At 60.3% G+C, this 24,860-nt stretch carries 19 protein-coding genes; 8 read left to right on the top strand and 11 right to left on the bottom strand.

From position 1 onward, the window contains the following. Window positions 1–41: 41 nt before the first annotated feature. Genes DWQ09_12065 through DWQ09_12055 form a run of 3 tightly spaced genes read left to right on the top strand, consistent with a single transcriptional unit; the run spans window position 42 to window position 5,842 of the window. Window positions 42–1,727, top strand: coding sequence for an NADH-quinone oxidoreductase subunit F (locus DWQ09_12065; GenBank protein ID KAA3627883.1), 1,686 nt, complete (start codon window positions 42–44; stop codon window positions 1,725–1,727). Continuing rightward, on the top strand, window positions 1,717–4,641 hold the full coding sequence (locus DWQ09_12060) for a formate dehydrogenase subunit alpha (protein KAA3627882.1): 2,925 nt from the start codon (window positions 1,717–1,719) through the stop codon (window positions 4,639–4,641). Before DWQ09_12065 ends, DWQ09_12060 begins: the two co-directional genes overlap by 11 nt. 7 nt (window positions 4,642–4,648) lie before the next feature. After that, window positions 4,649–5,842 carry a hypothetical protein gene (locus DWQ09_12055; GenBank protein KAA3627881.1) on the top strand — a complete coding sequence of 398 codons (1,194 nt, stop codon included), beginning with the start codon at window positions 4,649–4,651 and terminating at the stop codon, window positions 5,840–5,842. Between the two features lie 99 nt (window positions 5,843–5,941). Here the strand turns inward: DWQ09_12055 and DWQ09_12050 are convergent, their stop codons facing one another. Further along, window positions 5,942–6,313 carry a hypothetical protein gene (locus DWQ09_12050; GenBank protein KAA3627880.1) on the bottom strand — a complete coding sequence of 124 codons (372 nt, stop codon included), beginning with the start codon at window positions 6,311–6,313 and terminating at the stop codon, window positions 5,942–5,944. Window positions 6,314–6,774: 461 nt separating this feature from the next. Then, window positions 6,775–7,314: a fasciclin domain-containing protein gene (locus DWQ09_12045; GenBank protein KAA3628024.1), complete on the bottom strand. Its 540-nt coding sequence runs from the start codon at window positions 7,312–7,314 to the stop codon at window positions 6,775–6,777. A gap of 326 nt (window positions 7,315–7,640) precedes the next feature. Between DWQ09_12045 and DWQ09_12040 the strand changes: the two genes are divergently transcribed. From DWQ09_12040 to DWQ09_12030, 3 genes are read left to right on the top strand one after another with little or no spacing between them, the layout of a single operon-like run. Beyond that, on the top strand, window positions 7,641–8,579 hold the full coding sequence (locus DWQ09_12040) for a MerR family transcriptional regulator (GenBank protein KAA3627879.1): 939 nt from the start codon (window positions 7,641–7,643) through the stop codon (window positions 8,577–8,579). 6 nt (window positions 8,580–8,585) lie between these two features. Beyond that, complete coding sequence (locus tag DWQ09_12035; protein KAA3627878.1) at window positions 8,586–10,022, top strand: deoxyribodipyrimidine photo-lyase; 1,437 nt, start codon at window positions 8,586–8,588, stop codon at window positions 10,020–10,022. A gap of 7 nt (window positions 10,023–10,029) precedes the next feature. Continuing rightward, a complete protein-coding gene (locus DWQ09_12030) occupies window positions 10,030–10,785 on the top strand; it encodes an SGNH/GDSL hydrolase family protein (protein KAA3627877.1) in 756 nt (251 codons plus the stop codon). Window positions 10,786–10,842: 57 nt separating this feature from the next. Here DWQ09_12030 and DWQ09_12025 read toward each other — a convergent pair whose 3' ends face one another. After that, complete coding sequence (locus tag DWQ09_12025; GenBank protein ID KAA3627876.1) at window positions 10,843–13,302, bottom strand: DUF1631 domain-containing protein; 2,460 nt, start codon at window positions 13,300–13,302, stop codon at window positions 10,843–10,845. A gap of 160 nt (window positions 13,303–13,462) precedes the next feature. On the opposite strand from DWQ09_12025, the gene DWQ09_12020 reads away from it, so the two are divergent. Further along, complete coding sequence (locus DWQ09_12020) at window positions 13,463–14,344, top strand: HDOD domain-containing protein (GenBank protein ID KAA3627875.1); 882 nt, start codon at window positions 13,463–13,465, stop codon at window positions 14,342–14,344. Window positions 14,345–14,370: 26 nt separating this feature from the next. After that, window positions 14,371–14,772, top strand: coding sequence for a hypothetical protein (locus tag DWQ09_12015; protein KAA3627874.1), 402 nt, complete (start codon window positions 14,371–14,373; stop codon window positions 14,770–14,772). Here DWQ09_12015 and ald read toward each other — a convergent pair. From ald to DWQ09_11975, 8 genes are all read right to left on the bottom strand, one after another. After that, complete coding sequence (gene ald / locus DWQ09_12010) at window positions 14,769–15,887, bottom strand: alanine dehydrogenase (protein KAA3627873.1); 1,119 nt, start codon at window positions 15,885–15,887, stop codon at window positions 14,769–14,771. The two genes, DWQ09_12015 and ald, sit on opposite strands and share 4 nt — an antisense overlap. A gap of 48 nt (window positions 15,888–15,935) precedes the next feature. Continuing rightward, entirely contained in the window at window positions 15,936–19,088 is a 3,153-nt protein-coding gene (locus tag DWQ09_12005) for a bifunctional proline dehydrogenase/L-glutamate gamma-semialdehyde dehydrogenase PutA (GenBank protein ID KAA3627872.1), read from the bottom strand. A gap of 124 nt (window positions 19,089–19,212) precedes the next feature. Next, window positions 19,213–20,310, bottom strand: coding sequence for a branched-chain amino acid ABC transporter substrate-binding protein (locus tag DWQ09_12000; GenBank protein KAA3627871.1), 1,098 nt, complete (start codon window positions 20,308–20,310; stop codon window positions 19,213–19,215). Between the two features lie 169 nt (window positions 20,311–20,479). Beyond that, window positions 20,480–20,833, bottom strand: a complete 354-nt coding sequence (locus DWQ09_11995; GenBank protein ID KAA3628023.1) for a hypothetical protein — start codon at window positions 20,831–20,833, stop codon at window positions 20,480–20,482. Between the two features lie 10 nt (window positions 20,834–20,843). Continuing rightward, a complete protein-coding gene (locus DWQ09_11990; GenBank protein KAA3628022.1) occupies window positions 20,844–21,554 on the bottom strand; it encodes an ABC transporter ATP-binding protein in 711 nt (236 codons plus the stop codon). A 38-nt stretch (window positions 21,555–21,592) separates the two neighbouring features. Continuing rightward, on the bottom strand, window positions 21,593–22,453 hold the full coding sequence (locus DWQ09_11985; GenBank protein ID KAA3627870.1) for an ATP-binding cassette domain-containing protein: 861 nt from the start codon (window positions 22,451–22,453) through the stop codon (window positions 21,593–21,595). Then, on the bottom strand, window positions 22,450–23,763 hold the full coding sequence (locus DWQ09_11980; protein ID KAA3627869.1) for a high-affinity branched-chain amino acid ABC transporter permease LivM: 1,314 nt from the start codon (window positions 23,761–23,763) through the stop codon (window positions 22,450–22,452). The genes DWQ09_11985 and DWQ09_11980 overlap by 4 nt, the downstream gene beginning before the upstream one ends. A 3-nt stretch (window positions 23,764–23,766) precedes the next feature. After that, window positions 23,767–24,681, bottom strand: a complete 915-nt coding sequence (locus DWQ09_11975; protein ID KAA3627868.1) for a high-affinity branched-chain amino acid ABC transporter permease LivH — start codon at window positions 24,679–24,681, stop codon at window positions 23,767–23,769. Window positions 24,682–24,860 lie beyond the last annotated feature (179 nt).

The raw sequence follows: 24,860 nt of genomic DNA, 5'->3' as shown, positions 1-24,860 counted from the left end.
CTCCTCAACAAATCACCTTACACGGTGCAATAATCAACACTATGGCCGAACGCGACGAACCTCCTCAACGCCGCCGGGCAGCGGCCCGGCCCCCAACCCCGGAAGCCGTCCGCCTGATCGCCGAACTGCTGGGCGACGGGCCGCGGCGTGCCGATCTGCTGATCGAATACCTTCACCGTCTGCAGGACCACGTCGGGCATCTGGCGGAAGATCATCTGCGCGCCCTGGCGCAGGCGCTGAAGCTGGCGCCCACCGAAGTCTACGAGGTCGCCACTTTCTACCATCACTTCGCCGTGATCCCGGAGGGGGAAGCGGCACCACCACGCACGGTGGTCCGCATCTGCGATTCGTTGAGCTGCGCGCTGGCCGGCGCCGAGGATCTGATCGCCGGCGCGGCGCCCTTCCTTCCGGCGGAGGCCCGGCTCCAGCGCGTCCCCTGCATCGGGCGCTGTCAGCATGCGCCGGTGGCCGTGGTCGGAACCAACCCCTTGCACCAGGCCACACCCGAACTGATCAGGGAGGCGCTGCACCACCAGGAGACCGAACCGGAGATTCCCAACTACGCGGATTTACGCAACTACAGCGAGAGCGGCGGCTACAAGCTCTGGCAGCGCTGCCAGGATGGCGAGCTCACCGCCGAGTCGGTCATCGACACCCTGGACCAGGCAGGGCTGCGTGGCTTGGGCGGCGCGGGCTTCCCGGCGGGGCGTAAATGGCGCCTGGTGCGCGAACACCCCGGTCCGCGGGTTCTGGTGGTCAATATCGACGAGGGTGAACCCGGCACTTTCAAAGACCGCCATTTTCTCGAATCCGATCCGCACCGATTTCTCGAGGGGGCACTGATCGCCGCCTGGGCGGTGGAGGCGGCTTCGATCTATCTCTATCTGCGCGACGAATACGCCACGGCGCGACAGATACTCACCCATGAACTCGAGGCACTACGCGAGACCTTCGATGACGAGTTACCGCAGATCCACCTGCGGCGCGGCGCCGGTGCCTACATCTGCGGCGAGGAGTCGGCGCTCATCGAATCCCTCGAAGGCAAGCGCGGTCTGCCGCGCCAGCGCCCGCCTTACATCGCCCAACAGGGCCTGTTCGGGCGCCCTACCCTGGAACACAACCTGGAGACCCTGCACTGGGTGCGCGACATACTGGAGGGCAACACCGAGGTTCTTAGTGATGATAAGGGAAAAAACTTGCGCACCTTTTCGGTCAGCGGCCGGGTCGTCAATCCCGGTGTCTACCGCGCCCCGAGCGGCATCAGCGTACGGCGCCTGATCGAGGAGTTCGCCGGGGGCATGTTGCCCGATCATGAGCTCTACGCCTATCTGCCCGGTGGTGCCTCGGGAGGAATTCTCCCCGCCAGTCTGGCCGACCTGCCTCTCGACTTCGGCACGCTGGAGGAGTACGGCTGTTTCATCGGCTCGGCCGCTGTCATCGTTCTGTCGCAGCAGGATCGTGCCGTGGATGCCGCACTCAACGCCATGCGTTTCTTCGCTCACGAATCCTGCGGGCAGTGCACGCCGTGTCGCGTTGGCACCGAAAAGGCGGTACAGCTGATGGAGGCACCGCAGTGGAACGTCCCGCTGCTCGAGGAACTGGCGCAGACCCTACGCGATGCCAGCATCTGCGGGCTCGGGCAGGCGGCGCCAAATCCCCTGGCTTGCGTCATGCGCTATTTCCCCCATGAACTGGAGGCGCGACAAAAGGCGAACGATGGCAATTGAGTTCACATTGGACGGACGGACCGTCACGGCCGAAACCGGCGAGACTATCTTGCAGGCCGCCCAGCGCCTGGGCACGATCATCCCTCACCTCTGCTATCGCGAAGGGCTGCGGATCGACGGCAATTGCCGCGCCTGCATGGTGGAGATCGAAGGTGAGCGGGTTCTGGCCGCCTCGTGCCGCCGCCAACCCACACCCGGCATGGTGGTTCGCAGCACCAACGATCGCGCCCGCAGTGCGCAACGCACCGTGGTCGAGCTGCTGCTCAGCGACCTGCCAGCCGACCGGCCGGAAAGCTGGGGCGAGGTTGGTTTCTGGGCGCAACGTTTAGGCCTTGAGGCGCCGCGCTTTCCGGCACGCGAATCGATCAGCGCCGATACCTCACACCCGGCCATCGATGTCAGCCTCGACGCCTGCATCCAGTGCACCCGCTGCCTGCGCGCCTGCCGCGAGGTGCAGGTGAACGATGTCATAGGCTTTGCCCGCCGCGGCGCGCACACTGCCATGGTCTTCGATATGGCCGATGCCATGGGCCACAGCTCGTGTGTCGGTTGTGGCGAATGCGTCCAGGCCTGTCCCACCGGTGCCCTGCGCCCGGCGAGCCTGCGCTTAGCCCGCATTTCTCACACCTCTCCTACTGCGGCCGCCGATCCACTTGCTGTGGCGGAACGTACTCGCTCCAGCCGGTTCGATGTAGAATCTACTACACCTTCACCGTCTTCCGCTGCGTGCGCCCCGCCACAGCAGCGCCGCGACACCCTCGCCACGGATGGGCGTAAGAAATCCGGGCTAGCGATACCCGCCGCCCGGCAGGTCGATTCGCTCTGTCCCTATTGCGGCGTGGGCTGTCAGCTCACCTATCATATTGCCGATAACCGCATCCTGGCAGTGGAGGGCCGCGATGGCCCTGCCAATCGCGGCGGACGGCTGTGCATCAAGGGTCGCTACGGTCAGGATTACGTGCATCACCCACAGCGGCTTACCCGGCCACTGATTCGGCGCCCCGACGCAGCCAAGAACCCCCGGCACCCCGTCGATCCCACTGATCCCTCGGCGGTGTTTCGCGAGGCGAGCTGGGAGGAGGCACTGGCGATGGCGGCAGCCGGCTTCCAGCGCATTCGCGATGCCCACAGCGGCAACGCGCTGGCGGGCTTCGGCTCGGCCAAGTGCAGCAACGAGGAGGCCTATCTGTTCCAGAAGCTGATCCGCACCGGTTTCGGCACCAACAATGTCGATCACTGCACGCGCCTGTGCCATGCCTCCTCGGTGACGGCGCTGCTGGAGGGAATCGGCTCTGGCGCGGTCTCCAATCCGGTAGCCGACGTTCAGTACGCTGATGTCATCGTCGTGATCGGTGCCAATCCGGCAGTCAACCACCCGGTGGCGGCCACCTTCATCAAAAACGCCACCGAGCGCGGCGCGACGCTGATCGTCATCGACCCGCGCATAACCGACCTGGCGCGCCACGCTGAACACGTGCTGCAGTTTCACCCCGACACCGACGTCGCGCTGCTCAACGCTCTGCTCTACACCATCGTCGAAGAGAAACTCTACGACGCCGAATTCGTCAAACGGCGCACCACGGGTTTCGATGCGCTGTGTGAACACCTTGCGCCCTACACCCCCGAGGCGATGGCGCCCATCTGCGGCATCGACGCTGGAACCCTGCGTACCGTCGCTCGCCGCTACGCCACCTCCAAGGGTTCAATGATTTTCTGGGGCATGGGCATCAGCCAGCACGTGCACGGCACCGACAATGCACGCTGCCTGATTGCGTTGGCGTTGATCACCGGGCAGATCGGCCGACGCGGCACCGGCCTGCATCCGTTGCGGGGGCAGAACAACGTCCAGGGGGCCTCCGATGCCGGGCTTATTCCCATGGTCTTCCCCGACTACCAGCGGGTGGACAACGCTGATGCCCGCGCCCGCTTCGAGGCGCTCTGGCGTAGCCCACTCGATGCCAATCCCGGCCTGACGGTGGTGGAGATTCTCAACGCGGCACGAACCGGCGCCATCAAGGGCATGTATGTGATGGGTGAAAACCCCGCAATGTCCGATCCCGACGCCACTCACGCCCGCGCGGCATTGGCCAGTCTCGAGCACCTGGTGGTGCAGGATATCTTCCTCACCGAAACCGCATACCTCGCCGACGTGGTGTTGCCCGCCTCCGCCTTCCCGGAAAAGAGCGGCACCTTCACCAACACCGACCGGCGGGTCCAGCTCGGCAGGCAAGCCCTGCAACCGCCCGGCGAGGCGCGGCAGGATCTGTGGATCATCCAGCAACTCGCCGAGCGACTGGGGCTGCGGTGGGATTATCCGGATGCCGAAGCGGTTTTCAGCGAGATGCGCCGTGCCATGCCCAGTATTGCCGGCATCACGTGGGAGCGTCTGGAGCGCGAATCGTCGGTCACCTATCCGTGCCTTGAAGAGGGCGATCCCGGTGCGGAGGTGATCTTCATCGACAACTTCCCTACCGCTGATGGACGCGGGCGGCTGGTTCCCGCCAGTCTCTGCAGCGATGAAGAGCGGCCCGATGAAAACTATCCCAGCGTACTGATCACCGGGCGCATCCTGGAACACTGGCACACCGGTTCGATGACCCGCCGCGCGTCGGTGCTCGATACTGTGCAGCCGCGCCCCGAGGTGAGTGTCCACCCTGACGATCTGCACACCTTGCAGCTCGCGGATGGGGATGTCATTACCGTGGAGTCGCGTCGCGGTGCGATCAGCGCATTCGCACGCAGCGACCGCAGCGTTCCTCCCGGCACGGTATTCATGCCCTTCTGCTATTACGAAGCGGCAGCGAATCAACTTACCAGTCCGGCGCTCGATCCCCTCGCCAAGATTCCGGAGTTCAAGTACTCGGCCGTTAGGCTGCGTCGCGGGGAGCAGGCCCCGTCACGCAGCGGGTATTGAGGGGCGCATGGCCCGCATCGAATCCGGTCCTCTGCGAGGTTTCTACCGGCCCGACTATGAGGGCCGTAGCCTGGTCAATCTGATGGCAAGCGTGATCCGCGCCCGTGGCGGTGAGTCGGCCCACAGGGGACTGGGCCAGGCGTGGGAACAGGTACTCGCCAAGCCGCGTCATGTGGTGTTGGTGGTGGTCGATGGACTCGGACTGGCCCAGCGCGAGGCTTATCTGGATGCGGTGACCGACAGCCCCTTCCTGGGACAACACACACCACACGAACTCTCCAGCGTATTCCCAGCCACCACGGCCGCCGCCGTCACCACTCTGATGAGCGGCGCCAGTCCCGCCGAGCACGGTATTCTCGGCTGGTTCCTCAATCTGCACGATCTGGGCGTGGTGAGCGCCATCCTGCCCTCGACCAGCCGCACCGATGTGCCGATCGCCGATGATCGATTCCGCCTGGCACAGTATCTGGCGATCCCGCGGCCAATCGCTACGATGCCTGCTCCGCGTATCGCCCTGACACATCGCTTCATTCTGGAGAGTCGTTTCTCGCATGCCGCCAGCGCCTGGAGCGAGACCTGCGCCATAGAATCGTTGGCAGAGCTGGAAAACAGACTGGCGCAGTTCTCCAGGCAACACCAACCTTCCTACCTCTATGCCTACTGGCCAGGCTATGACGGAATCTCCCACCAATACGGTCCCGCCAGTCCCGAAGCTTTAAAGCACCTTGCCCAGATCGATCTGTTTTTGGCGCGGCTGCGCGATGTGTTGACTGCCCACGACACAACACTGCTGGTGACCGCCGATCACGGCTTTGTTGAAACACCGCTGGAAAAGCATATCGATCTCAGCAGAATCGACACGCTGTATGACAGCCTCGCGACGCTGCCCTCCGGTGACGTGCGGGCCGTCTCTCTGCATGTGAGGCCGGCACGCATCGAGGCCATTCGCAAAAGATTGCAGAACTATCGGGATTGCTTCGCCGTGCTGGAGGGCGAGGCACTGTTCGAAGCCGAGGTTTTTGGTCCCGGTGAACACCATCCCGCACTATACGGTCGCGTCGGTGATCTGGTTCTACTCGCGAAAGGCGGGTACGCCCTCGCCGCACCTTTGCGTGGAGAACCGCCCCACTGTATGCCGGGCAATCACGGCGGTATGACCGAACCGGAGATGCAGATCCCGCTCTATGCAGTTCACGCGTGATCGGAGAACGAACAGTATCGAAGAGCACTCAGTTCAAGATAGAAAAACCGGCACCGCCGTTGCGACGATACCGGTCAGGGTTGACTTTAATGTTGCACATTAGTTCCAGTTGCTGCCATCTTGGCCCAACCAGCTCTTGCGGCTCGAACCCTTGTAGGCGCTGGATTCAAACATGTCGAACGACGCAGTCATTCGTGAAGCGTCGCCTGCCTGGGTTTCGTACTCGCTCAACCATCCGTTGTGAATGGTCGCATAAGTAACGTTATCGCCGGATTCCGCGTTAAAGATCGAACCGGTCATGGTGGGCAAATCACCCGGCTGAACTTGATACTCGCTCAAGTACCCGGCGTGAACTGTCCTATAAGTGTCGTTGCCTTCCGCCATTACCGGAGATGCAACCAACGCAGCCGAGAGCACAGTCGATGCAGCAGCCATCGAAAGGAAGTTACGTAGACTAATTGGCTTTTTCATTTCGCTAAATCTCCATTCAATTTCGTTGGATGACAAGAAACCTTGATTCCTTGTGTGCACCTGAGAAAGTGTTTCAGGGTAATTTACTAGACCGGCATGTTGTCCAGATCATTACAGTCTTTCCGTGTCGCTCGCGATACAACCGAAAGGATTAGTGTTCGAGCAGGCACAACAACAGACACTCTCGTCAAGGAGATGGGCGCTAGCGACTCAACAACGTTGGCTTTCGCCCTGCTCTGAACTTCGTGCCCCGACTCGAGTAGGTAGAAGACCGCCCAAAGGGCGGGCTTCACCTTTTGCATCGATGGCGAGGAACGATTGCCTCCACGTTCTTTTCGTACCCGGCACCGTTTACCGACTATTGGATCGAAAAGATCTGCACTCTATGGAAAGCAACACTCTTCACCAACAACCCTGTTAAGTGCGTCGCTACAACTACAAGGTTGTTCTGTCACCTCGCCTTACGAACCGCTGGGAAGCACCACGGTATCTATGACATGAATAATCCCGTTTTTGGTGACGATATCGGTCTGAACGATGTTGGCAGCATCCACCATTGCACCTTTGGGCGAGGTGGAAATGGAGAGATTCGATCCCTGCACCGTCTTCAGCCGATCCTTGTTAACCACGTCCTTCGCTTCCAGGCGCCCCGGTACCACGTGATAAGTCAGAATCTGCGCCAGCTTCGCCTTGTCTGCCAACAGGGCTTCAACGGTCCCAGCCGGCAACTTGGCGAATGCCGCGTCGGTGGGCGCGAAAACAGTGAATGGCCCGTCTCCCTTCAAGACTTCCACCAGTCCCGCGGCCTTGACGGCCGTGACCAGCGTATTGAAAGACCCTGCTTTGACTGCGGTATCGACGATATCGTCCTTATCCATCATCTTGCTGGCCGTCTTGGTTGCACCGTACTCGTACTCGCTCAGATAGCCCTTGCCTGCCTGGGCGGGAGAGGTAATCACTGTCGCTGAAACCAAGAGGGCCGCAGCTGCCGTCATCGACATCGTCCTGTTTTGTTTGATCAGTTGGGTCATCGCTCTGTCTCCTGTTGGTTGCAGTTTCCTGCACTCGCTAGTTGGGGTTCAATCGGTTTATCCTCTGGGAATCAACCTTGGCGAAAAGTTATACGTTTATTGTACATCTGTCAATATCTGAGCGATTAATTCAACTAGTAATATCGTAACAGACTGTATTTCAGTGTTTTTAAAGTAATTCCGATCTACGTATTTTATTGTACATTATCGTTCCTTTTTATCGTTTTACATGCCTCCCTTGACGTGACTTATAATTTTTGTATAGGTTTTATCAAGACTTCTCATAGGAATGCACCATGCGGACCTCTGCAACCCCCGACAAACACGCTGTACCCAGCGACAGTGAGCTCTTTCCCATTCGTACCGTTTCCGCGCTCACCGGAGTCAATTCAATCACGTTGAGGGCCTGGGAAAGACGATATGGATTGATCCAGCCGCAAAGGACGCCGAAGGGACACCGTCTCTACACACAACAGGACATCGACCTGATAAACCAGGTGTTGGAACTGCTGGACAAGGGATTGCCAATCAGCCAGGTGAAGCGCCGTCTGCAAAGCCCGACCAGTGTGGTGAAGACCAGCGGTGACCCGAGCCCTTGGGAGCAGTTCCAACAGCGGATGCTCAACGCCGTGGTTCGTTTTGATGAATACGCACTCGACGACACCTATAACGAAGCACTCTCCATCTATCCCATCGATATGGTGACGCAGCGTCTGATCATTCCGCTGCTCCGTACGTTGGGGGAACGCTGGGAATCGTCCGATGGCAGCGTTGCAGAGGAGCATCTGTTTGGCAGCTACTTGCGCAATAAACTCGGGGCGCGCTTCCATCATCGGGTGCGCCGTGGCCATGGCCCCAAGATCATCGCCGCCTGCCTGCCAGGTGAGCATCACGAGGTGGGTTTGATGCTCTTTTGCCTCTCCGCCATCGAACGCGACTATCGGCTGATACTGCTGGGCGCCGACCTGCCCCTTGAGGAGCTGCCGGCGGTCGTACAACGCACAGGTGCGCGGGCGATCGTCTTGTCGGGGTCGATCAAACCATCACGTACAGTACTTCAGGAACAGATGACGCGACTTCACGAACAGGTCAACGTCCCGATTTTCGTTGGCGGCGAAACGTCGATAAGCCACAGCGATGCCATCGTGCGCTCAGGCGCCATCCCCGTGGGCAAGGACATCACGCACGCGCTGCGTCAACTGGATGACTCGTTGAAGCCGCGACCCGCTGGATAACGCTTGATGACGGTGGCAATCCTCTGGTTCCGCCGTGATCTGCGCCTCGCTGATCACGAGGCGCTGACTACCGCCTGTCAGAATGCAGACCGCTTGATCCCTGTCTATGTGCACGATCCCGAGAGTGACAAGGGGTGGCCCTTGGGCGCGGCGTCACGCTGGTGGTTGCACCATAGCCTGTGCGCGCTGAGCGAGCGTCTACGGCAAGCGGATTCGCGGCTCACGGTTTGGTGTGGCAAAACCGAAACCGCCCTGCCGGATCTCGCGGAACTTACTGGCGCCACGCAGGTTTACTGCAGCCGTGTGTACGACCCCAACCCGGTCGCAAACGATGCGCGCATCGCGCAACTTCTTGCTGCCCGCGGCGTTTCTTTCCTGCGTTTCGGCGGTACCCTGCTCCACGAACCCGAATCCCTGCTCAACGCCAGCGGCGCGCCGTATCGGGTCTTCACACCGTTTTGGAAGGCTTGCCAACGGCTTCCTGCATGCGGACCTCCGTTGCCCGTTCCGGCCCGATTTCCGCCACCCCCACAGGGTATCCCCTCGCTTACTGTCGACGCCCTCGAACTGCTGCCCAGGGTAGGTTGGGAGGGAGGTCTGGCGGATCGCTGGCAGCCTGGCGAACAAAACGCCGAAGCGCTTTGCTCAGCGTTCTGTTCAGATGACATAGCCGCCTATACCCGATTACGCGATGTGCCATCCGCGAGCGGTACATCGCGGCTCTCGCCCTACCTTCATCTGGGTGAGATAACCCCGCGACAGATTCTCTGGCAGGCATCGTCAATGGAACAAAGTGATGCGGGATCAACGCAGCCCTATATACGCCAATTGGGATGGCGCGAATTCGCCCATCATCTGCTCCACTACTTTCCCCACACCCCCGATAAACCTCTCGATCCGCGCTTTACCCGGTTTCCCTGGCGCGCCAACTACCGATCTCTGCTGCAGGCCTGGCAGAGCGGAGAAACGGGGATTCCGCTGGTGGATGCCGGCATGCGCGAACTCTGGAAAACCGGATGGATGCATAATCGCGTAAGAATGATCGCCGCCTCTTTTCTGACCAAGAATCTGCGCATCCCCTGGCAGGAGGGCGCCCGTTGGTTCTGGGACACACTGGTCGACGCTGATCTCGCCAACAACACCTTGGGTTGGCAATGGGTGGCGGGATGCGGTGCGGACGCTGCACCCTACTTCCGCATTTTCAATCCCGTGCTACAGGGCGAGCGATTCGATAAGCAGGGGAGGTACGTACGACGCTGGCTACCCGAGCTCGGAGAACTGCCCGATCGCTGGTTGCAGCAGCCCTGGAACGCGACACCGGAGATATTGTCCGCCGCGAAGATCCGTCTCGGAATCGACTATCCACACCCGGTCGTTGATCTCGCCGCCAGTCGGAGGGACGCGCTCGTTGCCTACGATAAAATCAAGCGCCTGAAGAACTAGTCCTGTCATGAATCTTCGCTATCTGCTCGCCATCATCACGCTGGTGACGCTTGCGCCACTGCTGATCCTGCAGGCGCTCTATTTGCGCCGGCATGCGGTACGGCTACCGCCAGCGCAAGGTCAACGGAGCGGCAGCGAACCGGGAGCTGAACCAGCCGTTGAAATTCTGGTACTGGGTGAATCGACCGCCGCCGGTGTCGGTGTATCAAACCACCGCGAATCCCTTGCGGGGCAGATCGCCACGGCGCTGAGTCAAAGGCTGCAGCGCGTGATTCGTTGGGAGGTTGCCGGCCTCAATGGCCTGATAACCGAGCGTACCGCCGCTACGCTTTTCCCCTGGGTGCAAGCAGAACGGGCGGACATCGTGGTACTCGCCCTCGGCGTCAATGATACCCTGGCATTGCGCACTCCGCGGCGTTGGTTGCGGGATCTCGAGTCGTTGATAATCGAGGTGAGATCGCGCTTTCAGCCGCAGCTCGTTGTGATCTCCGCAGTACCTCCCGTCGGCAAATTCATCGCAATCCCACAACCTCTGCGGTTCGTATTCGGACTGGTGGCTCAAAGTCTGGACGAAGCGACGCAGCAAGCTTGCGCCCAACGCCCTGAACTCCTGTACGCAGTGCTGCCTGGATCAATGCAGAACAAAAGGCACTACCTCAGCAGCGACGGTTTTCATCCGTCATCAGAAGGGTATGCAGCGTGGGGAGCAGTGCTGGCCGAAGCGATTGCCGAGCGGATGCGAGAGACTGTAGCCCCCCTATAAAGAAACGGCATACCCGTCTACCGGATATACCGTTCCCCGGGTGCGCCGGATACCTGATCAGGCGGGCGCGGGATGGTTGGCCGCCGTTTTTGGTTTCTTGCCCAGGATGTTGGATAGCGCCTGATCAAGCAGCGATTTCTCTTCGATCAGTTTGGCGGTTCCGCGTCGAAACTCCAGTGCCAGGCCTCGCTTCGTACGATCCTCGACCTTCAACCCCTGGCGGTTCGTGAAAAGATAGGTACCCGTCAGTGGGCTGGTCCAGGAGAGTTTGCCGCGAACGGTCGTTCCATCCGCCCTGGTGAACTCAACCCAAGTACCTTTCTGCAGTTCCGCGACCATGGCCGTGTAGTGATCGTCACTGTCGGGCTCCGGTTCTGGCGACGGATTTCCGATGGTGATCTCCTCTATTTCAACCTGCTCCTGATTCTCGCGCAGATTCTCCACCAGCTCTTCATAGCGTTGACGCCGCTCCTCCGCCTGTGCCTCGGGGTTGGCCTCCTGTTTGGGATCAGAGAAATCGACATAATCCATTACTTCCTCTTCGGTGAGTTCCGGTATCTCGGCGAGGTCGGGTACGACCGAAGCGATATCCTGTTTGTACGCCTCGATCCCTGTCAGATTGACCCGCTGCGCCTCGAACGCCTTCTGCTTCTCGTCAGCCTCGAACTGCGCCTGTTGACTGCGCCCCTCGCTCAACGCCTGCGAGTGGCACTGCTTCAAATCGGCAAGAAAGGCGTGACGCAGCGCCTCGGGCGTGGATGCCATCGCCATCCCCTCCTGCAATCCTTCCAGCAACCAACCCAATGCACCCACGAGTCGCTGCCGTTCACGATCGGTGCGCTTGGGCTGCACGCTCCAGAGCAGGGTATCCATCAGTTCCACGCAACGCCGCCAGTTGTTGCCCTCCTCGCCCTCACGAAGAAAATAGAGCAGCAAAACCGTATACCAGTGATCGCGCAAAAATGCCGTTACCGGCTCAGGAGGAGACTGCTTGTTGACGCGGCGATCGATCTCATCGCGCACGATCACCTTGGCCATCATGACCCGTTCTTCACCCTCCAGGGCCTTGGCGGAGCGTTCCTCGACGCGTTCGGCGCGGTTCAGCTCGTTGTCGATAAAATCAGAGAGATGATCCGCCAATTCGGCAAACAGGGTAATGTCGTCGTTGAACTCCCGCAGCACCGTTTCGACGCTGCTCTCGACCTCACTGTAGAGGCTGCCCTCGCTGCGCGATTCGCTCTCCTGCCAACCGGTCGCCGCACGCGCCAGCGTATCCAGCAACCGACGCGCCGGGTGGTTGCGCGAAGCAAAGAACGTCTTGTCGATAATGGCCACTTTGAGGACCGGAATCTGCAGTCGGCCGATCAGTGCTTTCATGGCGGGTGGTACATCGGCATTGTCGAGGATGTGATCGAAGATCAGCGCGACGATATCAATCGTCACCCCATCTGCGCTCACTAGCGGCTGCAGACCGGGAGCGGTTTTGATCTCCCGCAACACATTGACGGTACCGCCGGCAAATTGCCCCCCAGCGGGAGCGTCACCGGTGTTGGCGACGCCCAGGCCGTGCTGCATGGCTGTCAGGGCGTCGACGACCGGTCCCAGAACCGCGGGCGCCAATGGCACTCCACCGCTCATCGGGGCCCCTCCGGAAACACCCGGTGCCCCCCCGGTTACGTAATGGTGCAACGCCTGGTAGAGGTTGATCTCGCCGCTGGTGTAGCCGGGCTGTTCATAAGCGCCGGAGAGGTCGCTGGTTTGCGGCGGCACCGGCGCCATGGGTGGACGTTGATACGCGGGGCGCTTCACCTGGTGTGAAATGATCGGAAGTATCTTGTTCTTGATCAGATACTGATTGATTGCCTGATAAAGTGCCTGAAGGCCGGGAATCGCCAACTTGTCGAACAGTTTAAGCACGATCAGCTTGGCCTTGACGTCCACATCGATATCGTGGCACGCGTCCCGAAAGGCGCCACATATCACTTCCGGGCCAATGGGATTATCTTCGTTCTTCAGCTCTTTTCGGCGCAGAATGAGTTGCAGCCGCTTTTCCAGCTCGAAGAGTTCTCGATGACAGGTGCTGCGTACCTTGCTCGCCATGCTGGAGGCGGCTAGCGACTCTTCGAGGTCTTCGTGCTCAATCAGACTCAGCGAGAGGCCGCTATCACCGGCGCGGGAACTGGTGGGGGCATCGCCAGGCTTGCGTTTGAGCACCTCGGCAAAGCGTTCAAGAAACAGTTGCCGGGTGCGCTTTTCGATCTCGCTGCGGCGCCGGCGTATCTCGCGCATAGCATCGAAGTAGATAGTCTGCTCGTTGTCGCTAACGGCTTTGTCGGCCCGCTCGAACAACGTGTCATCCGCCTTATCGAAGGTAGCGGAGACCGCGCCGGCGAGATACTCGGAAATGCGGTCACGGCACTCGGTCAACACACGTTTCGCCTCGGCGGAGCCAACTGCCCCGCGTTCGCGCTCGTAGCGCTGAAGATTGACGACTTTTCCCGATTCGCCCGCACTCATAGTCCTCGCCCCTGCAATTCAGCGCCGCAGAACGCCACGCTTTGGGTTTAATGTTTATCATCGATCAATTCTGCAAAACGTGATTCGGCACTCAAAAACCCCGAGGTCGTTTGGGTAGGCTCCTTATCAAGAAAATCCATTGGTGATAGCGAATACTTCGATGAGTCAAGTTCAGGCCGTTCGCAAGCAGCAACACCACGAGATCACTTACCTTATCGAAGAGACACGTGATCTGGTCTCACCTCCGCAAGTGCATTTCGCATTACTGGAGGTACTGAACGATCCGATTTCCACCACCGATGACATGGCAGAGGTGATTGCCATGGACCCTGCGCTCACCGCGCGCTTACTGCGGATCGTCAACAGCCCCTACTATGGACTGGTACGCCGGATCGATACGATATCGCGGGCGGTGACCGTGATCGGGAGCAACGAACTTTTCAATCTCGCCGTCGCCGTGGCCGCCACCGCGGTCTTTTCGCGACTGCCCGGCTCTTTGGTCAATATGGATTGTTTCTGGCGGCACAGCGTCTTCGCCGCCATGGTGAGCCGTGAGTTGGCCAAGCGGGCCAACGTTCTCCATCCGGAACGCCTCTTCGTCGGAGGACTGTTGCACGACGTGGGTAGCCTGCTGCTCTACAACGAGCGCCCGGATACCATGTCCGATCTGCTGTTGGTGGCTCAGGGCGATGAGGAGGTGATGTTCCATGCCGAGCTTCACCGGTTGGGATTCAGCCACGCCGAAGTCGGGGAAGGCATCCTCAGCCTTTGGCAGCTTCCTGAAACGCTGTGCATCGCCATCGGGGCCCATCACACACCCCTCGATACCCAAGGGCCTTGTCCCGAGGCCGGGATCCTCTACCTGGCCGATCATTTGGCCAATCGTTCGGAGCGCAGCGGTTTCGCGGCCGAATCCCGGCCCAATGGAGAATTGGATGAGGCGGTGCTCAAGCTGTTGGGTATCGGTAAAAAAGATCTGATCCCGGCGGTAGAGGCGGCCACCGTTCAGTTCGATCAAAGTATCGCGATGTTTTTGCCCTGAGGGCGCGGCAGCGCTACTCTCGAGGCATGAGCAGTGAGCAGCCGCTTTTAAAACACTTCGTACGCGATACCCTGGGATGTAACTGCCCCGCGGCGGTATTTCAAAGGGTCGAAATCTCCGCGCTCCCCATTGCCAGCGCAGCTTGGCCACACGCGCTGCGCATCAACATTGGTAACCGGCTGCTGGTTTATCTGCTCCCCGGCGTAGCTGTCCCACCCGACCACACTGCAATGGCTGACCTGCTCAAGCACGGGATTAAAGAGCGCAACCAGGGCGGATTCAACCGCCTGCGACTGGTGATCGGGTGTGATGATCCGGCATCGATCCCCGACGATAGTTTCTCGGAATTGGAGACTCTCTTCCCTGGCGACGACAAAGTCCATTTGCACCTGTTGCCGACCTCAGTGATTCCTGCACGCTTCGATTAGAAACCCAACGCCTCCGCAGCCGAACGGTAAGGTTTGCCCAAAGCCTCGGCCACTGCGGGATGAGTAATCGTACCCTGATGTACATTCAGGCCGTTACGCAGGTGCGGGTTATCCGCAAGGGCTTGACGGTATCCCTTGGCCGCCAGCTGAACCACAAATGGCAGTGTGGCGTTGTTGAGCGCGAAGGCCGATGTGCGCGGCACTGCGCCCGGCATATTGGCCACGCAGTAGTGCACGACGCCATCCACGGTATAGGTGGGATCCGCATGGGTGGTGGGCCGGCTGGTTTCGAAACAGCCGCCCTGATCGATCGAGACATCGACGACCACCGATCCTAAGCGCATCGCGGTCACCATCTCGCGAGTCACCAGATGCGGCGCCGCGGCTCCCGGCACCAATACCGCCCCAATGACCAGATCCGCTTTCACGACATATTGCTCCAGCGCATCCTGCGTGGCGTAGACGGTGTTGAGTTGCGAGCCAAAAAGCGCATCCAGTTCACGCAGGCGATCGATGTTCTTATCAATGACGGTAACGTGTCCTTCCATGCCCATCGCCACTCGCAACGCGTTGGTTCCCACCACCCCCGCTCCGAGCACTACCACGCGCGCTGCGGCCACCCCGGGGACACCACCGATCAGCACACCACTACCGCCCTGCCCCTTCTCCAGACAGTGCGCTCCAGCCTGAATCGACATCCGGCCTGCCACTTCACTCATTGGCGACAACAGCGGGAGACGACCAAGGTCGTCGGTCACCGTCTCGTAGGCTATCGCGGTGCAACCCGAGGCGAGCAGCCCTTCAGCCTGTTTGGGATCGGGCGCAAGATGCAGATAGGTAAACAGCAATTGACCGTCACGGAGTTGCACATACTCCTGTGCCTGCGGCTCTTTGACTTTCACGATCATCTCTGCGCGCTCAAACACCTCTGCTGCGGTTTCGACGACATCGGCGCCTGCCATCAGGTAGCGACCGTCATCCATACCGACGCCCACACCGGCCCCGCTCTCGATGATCACCTGATGGCCGCGGTTGACCAGTTCACGCACGCTGGCGGGCACCAGCCCCACCCGGTATTCATGAGTTTTGATCTCCTTGGGAACCCCGATCAGCATCTCATCGTCTCCTAGTCGCGGTGGTTCTCGGTCAGCAGCAGAGCGATCTCAAGCGTCTTCCTGCAACGAGATCAGCGTCGCGTTGCCGCCCGCCGCGGTGGTGTTGATCGTCAAAGTGCGCTCGGTGGCGAAACGTTGCAGGTAATGCGGACCACCCGCCTTCGGGCCGGTGCCCGACAACCCTTCACCACCGAAGGGTTGCACCCCGACCACTGCCCCGATCATGTTGCGATTCACATAGGTATTTCCCACGCGCAAGCGCCGATGAATATAGCGCGCCCGCGCATCGATGCGCGTATGAATGCCCAGGGTCAATCCGTAGCCGGTGCCATTGATCGCATTCAGCACCTTATCGAGTTCACTGGCGCGATAACGCACCACGTGAAGAATAGGCCCAAACACCTCGCGCTCCAGCCGGGCAATGCTGTCGATCTCGACCGCCATGGGTGCAACGAAGTGCCCATGCCCGCAACCGGGTGGCAGTGTCATCTCGTGGATCACGCGACCCTCTGTACGCATGCGCTCCGCATGGCGCTCCAGCATGGCGCGCGAGGCCGCGTCGATCACCGGACCGACATCGGTTTTGAGCAGCGCAGGATCGCCGATAACCAGTTCATCCATGGCACCGGCCAGCATGGTCAGCAATCGATCGGCCACATCATTCTGCACAAACAGCACCCGCAACGCCGAACAACGTTGACCCGCACTGCGAAACGCCGAATTGACCACGTCGATCACCACCTGTTCCAGCAGCGCCGAAGAGTCGACCAACATGGCATTCTGCCCACCGGTCTCCGCAATCAGTGGCACGATGGGCCCGCCCCGCTCCACCAACGAGCGTTGGATGAGACGGGCGGTTTCGGTCGAGCCGGTGAAGGCAACGCCGGCGATACGCCGATCGGCTACCAGTCGCCCGCCAACTTCCGCACCGTCGCCGGTCAGCAGATGCAATACGTCCGCCGGAACACCAGCCTGGTGAAACAGGTGTACCGCGGCGGCGGCGATCAATGGTGTCTGCTCCGCCGGTTTCGCGATAACCGCGTTGCCCGCCGCCAGTGCGGCGGCCACCTGGCCGGTAAAGATAGCGAGGGGAAAATTCCACGGACTGATGCAGGCGAAGACCCCGCGTCCATGCAGCGTCAACTGATTGGTCTCACCGGTGGGCCCAGGCAACGCCAGCGGTTGTTCGAAGTGCAGCTGCGCCTGCGTGGCGTAGTAACGGCAGAAATCGACCGCCTCACGCACTTCGGCCAGCGCATCGGGGACAGTCTTGCCTGCCTCGCGTACGCATCCGGCCATCAATTCCGCACAGCGCATCTCCATCAAATCGGCCACGCGCGACAGAATCCCGGCGCGCACCGCCGCACCCCGCCGGTCCCACTCGGATGCTATGGTGTAAGCGCGCGACACCGCCTCATCGACGCTGTCCCCGGTCGCCGAAAAGACGCTGCCCACCTGACGCCGGGCATCGGCCGGATCGACAACGGGGCACTCCGCGCCCTCCTCCAAGGTGCGTCCGCCCACTATCGGTCCTGCCCGCCGGGATTCGCGCCAGCCCTCCGCCATGGCCTGCGAGAGCGTCTCCAAAACGGCACGATCGGCGAGTTCCAGACCGCGAGCATTGCGCCGCTGAGACCCGTATATCTCTTCCGGCAGAGGAATGCGTGGATGCGGCAGGGTCTGCAACGCTTCGATCCTGGCGACTGGGTCAGCCACAATCTCCTCGACCGGCAGCTCCTCCTGCACGATACGATTGACGAACGAGGTATTGGCACCGTTCTCCAGCAACCGCCGTACCAGATAGGCGAGCAATTCCTCGTGCCCACCCACCGGTGCGTAAATCCTGCACTCCACAGCGCCCTTGCCACCCGCGGCCACCAAAGGATCACAGAGCGGTTCACCCATGCCGTGCAGCCGCTGGAATTCCAGATCCCGCCGCCCCCCGGCCATTTCCAGAACCGCCGCGATGGTGTGGGCATTGTGGGTAGCGAACTGCGGATAAAAAACAGGACCGGCGGCCAGCAGCTTTTCGGCGCACACCAGGTAGGAAAGATCGGTGCTCTCCTTGCGGGTAAAGACCGGATATCCTTCCAGCCCCCGTTCCTGGGCTTTCTTGATTTCAGTATCCCAGTAGGCCCCTTTCACCAACCGCACCATCAGCCGATGACGCGTGCTGCCAGCCAATCCGGCCAACCAGTCGATCACCGCCGGTGCGCGCTTCTGATAAGCCTGCAACGCCAGCCCGAAGCCATCCCACCCGTGCAGGCTGGGGTGTCGTGCTACTGCGGCGATGATCTCCAGCGACAGCTCCAAGCGTTCGGCTTCTTCGGCATCGACACAAAGATTGATATCACCCTCTTTTGCAGCCTGCGCCAGCGACAGCAGACTATGGGTCAGCTCTTTACGGACACGCTCCCGTTGCGCCACCTCGTAGCGTGGGTGCAGCGCCGAGAGTTTCACCGACACGCCGGGACCGGCGACCGGCCCCGCACCTTTCGCGGCGCTGCCAATCGCCGCGATGGCCTGCAGATAATGATTCTGGTAGCGCTCGGCATCAGCGCGTGTCAGCGCGGCTTCGCCCAGCATGTCGTAGGAGTAGCGGTAGCCGTGTTTCTCCCAAGCGCGCGCCCGTTCGATCGCCTCATCAATGGTGCGCCCCATGACGAACTGGCGACCGAGAATGCGCATCGACTGGGTAATGGCCCGGCGGATCACCGGCTCGCCGCTGCGTGAGATCAGACGCCGCAGGGTCGCGCCCCAGTCACGCGTCTCCTCCTGCCCGAGGCGTACCAATCGCCCGGTCAGCATCAGCGCCCAGGTGGACGCATTGACGAACAGCGATTCGCTGTCACCCAAATGCGCCTCCCAGTCGGCTTCCCCCAGCTTGTCGCGAATCAGTTGATTGGCGGTTTCGGCATCGGGGATGCGCAGCAGCGCTTCGGCGAGACACATCAACATCACGCCTTCGCGGCTGCTGAGATCATACTCCTGCAAAAAGGCGTCCAGGCCACTGGCGCTGACCTCACGCTGGCGTATCGCCCGCACCCAGTCGGCAGCCTGTTTAACGACGCGCTGGCGTGCCTCGATTGTGAGTTGCAGCGCGCTCATCAGCTGAACCACACAGGTGCTCTCATCGACACGATACAGCCGGTTGATCGCTCCTAAAGCGGGTTCCGAGGCACTATCGATACCGACAAACACCGGCCAGCCTCCATGGGTGAGATCGTTGGGAGAGAGCAGCCCCGCGACTCAAGGACCGCAAAGCGAAAGGCCCGGCAGTGACACTACCGGGCCTTCCACTCACTGCCTATTGGCGAACGCCAGCTTAGTTGACGTAGTCGTACTTGCCGTTGCTCCACTCGTACATGACATAGCCGGGCGCGGTAACGTCACCCTTACCATTAAAGCCGATGGTACCAAGCACGGTGTTGAACTGGCCGCCCTTCAAGGCCTTGATGATCTTGGCCGGCTCGACGCCACCCGCGGCCTGCGCGGCCTGCGCCCAGGCCTGGATCGCCCCGTAGGTATAGAGGGTGTAGCCCTCGGGCTTATAGTTCTGCGCCATGAACTTGTCGACGATCGGCTTGGCCTCCGGGTTGCGGGCCGGATCGGGGCTGAAGGTCATCAGCGTACCCTCACCGGAGGGACCGGTTATGGACCAGTACTCATCGGTCACCAGTGCGTCACCGGACATCAGCACCGCCTTCATACCCTGTTCGCGGGCCTGACGGATGATCAGTCCGGCCTCGGTGTGGTAACCGCCGACATAGATCAGGTCCACATTGGCGGCCTTCATCTTGGAGACCAGTGCCGAGTAGTCCTTCTCGCCGGCGGTGTAGGCTTCGTACATGGTCGCTTTCTTGCCACGCTTTTCGATCTGCGCCTTGGTCTCGTCGGCCAGCCCCTTGCCATACGCGGTCTTGTCATGCAGAACGGCGATATTCTTGGCACCGAAATGGTCGACAATGTAATCACCCGCCACTTTGCCCTGGTCATCGTCACGCCCGCAGGTGCGGAAGACGTTGGCCAGTCCGCGTTCGGTCAGCTGGGGGTTGGTGGAAGCGGGTGAGATCTGCACGATACCCTCCTCGGCATAGACGTTAGAGGCCGGGATGGAGGAACCGGAGCAGAAGTGGCCCGCCACAAAAACCACGCCCTTGTTCACCATCTGGTTGGCCACGGCGACCGCCTGCTTCGGATCGCAGGCATCATCGCCCACTTCCAGCTTCAGCATCTGGCCCAGGACACCGCCTTTGGCGTTGAGGTCCGCGACCGCCATCTCGGCGCCGCGTTTCATCTGCTCGCCGAACGAGGCGTACTGACCGGTCATCGGACCGGCTGTCGCGATCGTGATATCCGCCTGTGCGGAGGCCGCAAGGCCCAGCGCCGCAGCGGTCATTACACCCAACATTACCTTTTTCATTGCTGTAACTCTCCTTTGGATTGCCTCTCTCTGCAGCCGCCAACAAGAACGGCTGGTTCTTTATTTACAGGTCGAACGTCTCAAACGATGTGTGTCAAACCTGTGCCTTTTTAGGGACCTCTCTTACTCTAGCAGCCGGCCGCCAGACCGCAACCGTTGCTCTACCCACCTAGGATTGCGCTTCCGGTTTTTGCCGGCAGCTCCACGGCGAGGTGCGCACATACATCCAGGGGTACTGCGTGACCAAACTTTTTATGCGGTTGACCCGAAAAGCGGCCAGACCGTAGAGATTCAATATCGCGATATCGATCAACAGTCCGGAGAGGGAGAGCAACGTGCCTTCAAACAGAGCGAAGATCAGAAACCGGCAAACGAAACCCAACAGGATGCAGTAGCCCACCACCTGCCACACCGGTTTCCAGATGCCGGCGACCGCCGCACCGGTCATCCACGCGGCGAAGCCCATCAGCACCAGTGCCACGCCAATATAAACACCACCACTGGTACCCAGTATTGCTTCCATCATGCGCTCCTCAGTGGCCACCTTCCAGATAGGCGGCACGTACCTCCTGGTTGGCGAGCAGTTCCTCCCCCGTCCCTTTCATGAGGATGCGCCCGGTCGCCATCACATAGCCGCGGTGGGCCAATTTAAGGGCGTGGTAGGCATTTTGTTCCACCAGAAAAACGGTGATCTTCTGCTGCTCGTTGATCTCACGGATGACCTCGAAGATCTGCTTCACCAGCAGGGGGGCAAGTCCCAGCGAGGGCTCATCCAGCAGCAGCATGCGCGGCCGGCTCATGAGCGCGCGGGCGATGGCCAGCATCTGCTGTTCGCCTCCCGATAGCGTGCCTCCGCGTTGATTTTTGCGCTCCTTCAAGCGTGGGAAAAGTTCGAACACGCGATGCAGATCATCATCGAAATGCCTGGCATCGGTCGTTGTCGCGCCCATCTGCAGATTCTCCATCACCGTCATGCGCGGAAAGATACGCCGCCCCTCCGGTGATTGCGCAATACCGCGCCTGACGATCGTGCTGGTGGACAGCTTGGTAAGCTCTTCTCCGTTATAGACGATCGACCCCTGACGTGCCCGCGGATTGCCGCAGATGGTCATCAACAGTGTCGATTTGCCGGCACCGTTGGCACCGATCAGCGTCACGATCTCACCCGCCTCCACCTCCAGATCCACGCCCTGCAGCGCATGAATCTGGCCGTAGTAGGTATGGACTCCTGAAATGGTTAGCAACATTGGCGGTTACCGTTAGCGACGATCGCTGCCAGCGATCATTCTGCGTCTCTTGCCAGATGGAGATCCGCGGCCACCTCCGGCGGCAGTTCTTCCGTCTCCTCCTCGCCCAGATAGGCGCGAATGACAGCGGGGTCGTTACGCACCTCGTCCGGCGTGCCATCGGAAATCTTGCATCCGTAGTCCAGCACGATAATGTGATCGGAGATCTCCATAACCACGTTCATATCGTGCTCGATGAGCAGCAGACCAATCCCATCGTCGTCCCTGATCGAGCGCAGCAGCTTGTTGAGATCAGCCGACTCACGCGGATTGAGCCCGGCGGCCGGCTCATCGAGGCACAGCAGTTTCGGCCGTGTGCACATCGCACGGGCTATTTCCAGACGTCGCTGATCGCCGTACGGTAGATTGCCTGCGTCCATATCAGCCTTGTCGACGAGATTGATGCGCTTCAGCCAGCTTGCCGCGAACTCGACGGCACTCTTTTCCGCCTTTCGGTAGTGCGAGAGCCCGAGCAGGCCGCCTATGGTGTAGTAGGAGTCGAGCATCAGCCGATTGTGCTGGGCGACAATGAGGTTCTCCAGAACCGTCATCTGCGAAAAGAGACGGATATTCTGGAACGTCCGTGCCACACCGACGCGGGCGATGCGAAACCCCTCCATGCGCTCCAGGTAACGTTTTCTGCCGCCATCGCGCAGGGTCAATCGCCCCTCGGTAGGGCGGTAGAAACCCGTCAGGCAATTGAACACCGTGGTCTTGCCGGCGCCGTTGGGGCCAATGATGGCGGTGATCTCCGAGTGCTGGGCGTCGAACGACAGATCATCGATGGCCACCAGACCACCAAAACGCATCGTCAGGTGCTCAACGGTAAGCAGCGGCTCACGTTCGCCGGTACTCATGCCTTCTCCTCCGCCTTCTTGGGAGGTGCGGGACCGTGCAACAGCAGAGTCGGATCGCGGTACGCCAACAGACCGCGCGGGCGCCAGGTCATGATCAGCACCATCGCCCCGCCGAATATCAACATGCGGAACTGCGCGAACTCACGCCCAAACTCCGGCAGCAGAATCAGTGCCAGGGCCGCGAGCACCACACCGATCTGACTGCCCATGCCTCCCAGGACCACAATGGCGAGGATGACCGCGGATTCGATGAAGGTGAAGCTCTCCGGGCTGATGAAACCTTGGCGCGTGGCGAAGAACGAACCCGCAAACCCACCAAACATGGCGCCGATGGCAAAGGCGGTCAGTTTGGTATTGGTTGGGTTGATACCCAGCGAGCGGCAGGCGATCTCATCCTCGCGCAACGCCTCCCAGGCACGGCCGATGGGTAGCTTGCGGATGCGCAGGGTAAAGAAATTGGTGATCAGCGCCAGCATCAGAATCAGATAGTAGAGGAAGACGACGCGATGCAGGCCGGCATACTCCAGGCCAAAAAACTCGTGGAAGGCCACCTCGCCCTCACCCGGAAAGCGGGTAAATTCGAGGCCGAAGAATGAGGGGCGCTCGATTCCGGAGATACCATCCGGACCATTGGTTAGGGGATACCAGTTGAGCAGAATGACGCGAATGATTTCACCGAAACCGAGAGTGACGATCGCCAGGTAATCGCCGCGCAGTCGCAACACCGGGAAACCAAGTACAATGCCGAAGAAGGTGGCAAAGATCCCGGCCAGTGGCAAACAGACCCAGAACGACCAGTCGAAGTGGGTCGCCAGCAGAGCGTAGCTATAGGCGCCAACCGCGTAGAAGGCGACGTAACCCAGATCAAGCAGCCCGGCGAGCCCGACAACGATATTGAGCCCCCAGCCCAGCATCACGTAAATCATCACCGTGGTGGCGACATCGATCACATAACGATTGGAGAGCGGTGTCAGTGGCAATAGAAACGCAAAGGCAAGTGCAGCAACCACGATCCAGCTGATATAAGGATGGAGCGCGCGCCCCGCCTTGGACATCAGCCCATCGCCCTGCGCCACCGGCGTCTTGATACCCCGGTAGAAACCGATCAGCAGGCGCCCGACAAAGACGAAGGCGACTCCATAGGCAACCCAGTCAAACCGGGTGACGACATCCAGACCTCCGGTGACATCGACGGTTTGGAAGCCGACCATCGGCAAGGCGAGGGCGAATGCCACCACGGCCGCCAGTACGGCCTCTTTGAACAGCCGCGGAAAATCGATCGTGCGCGAGACAGGATTGATAGCGGCCATGACCTATACCTTCTCCACTTCCGGCCGACCCAGTAGTCCCGTGGGCCTGAATATCAATACCAGCACCAGGATCGAGAAGGCGGCAACATCCTTGTACTCGGTGGTGAAGTAGCCGGACCAGAAGGCCTCTACCAGTCCCAGTATCAGACCACCCAGCATCGCGCCCGGCAGCGAACCTATGCCGCCCAGCACCGCGGCGGTGAACGCTTTCATGCCGGCGAGAAAACCGATGAAGAAGTCGACCACGCCGTAGTAGAGCGTCACCATGACACCGGCCACCGCCGCCAGTGATGCACCCATGACGAAGGTGAGCGATATCGTGCGATCGACGTCGATCCCCAGCAATCCGGCCATCTTCTGATCCTGCTCGCAGGCGCGCTGCGCCCGTCCCAACGAGGTTCGCGCGATCAGCAACGCAAACCCGGTCATCAGGACCAAGGTCAGGATCCAAATGAAGATCTGGATATAGCTGAGCTGAACCACGAAATCGTTTTGCTCAAAAACACTGAAACCACCTTGAATGATGGGCTGCAGAGGACGCACCCGGGCGCCCTGCAGCAGCTGGACATAGTTCTGCAGAAAAATAGACATGCCGATAGCCGAGATCAGCGGCGCCAGTCGCGGTGCACCGCGCAAGGGGCGATAGGCGACACGCTCCAGCGTCCAGCCATAGCACGCGGTAAAAAACATCGCGACGATAAGCACGATCACCAGCGCCAAAGGCACGAAGGTGATCCCCGCCGCACCGAGAATGGTAAAGACGATGATCGAGAGGAAGGCGGCAATCATGTAGATCTCGCCATGGGCGAAATTGATCATACCGATGATGCCGTACACCATCGTGTAACCGATGGCGATCAGACCGTAGATCATACCCAGGGTCAAACCATTGATGAGCTGCTGCAGAAAATAGGCCACGACTAGTACCTCGGCGAGCGCAGCAGCCAGCGCGTTGAACCGGCTTCCGAACAGTAGAGCTGAACTGGTGGCGTGACGTTTATTGCAATGGTTATTCTAGTGACCGGCAGAAACATACCGGCTCCTTTCTGGACCATCCCTCATCGAGACCTTATGCGGCGGAACAGGCGATTTTGCTG

It is taken from the genome of Pseudomonadota bacterium (assembly GCA_008501635.1).
In the GTDB taxonomy this organism is placed as follows: domain Bacteria; phylum Pseudomonadota; class Gammaproteobacteria; order QQUJ01; family QQUJ01; genus QQUJ01.
This window is presented reverse-complemented; position numbering and strand designations above follow the sequence as displayed.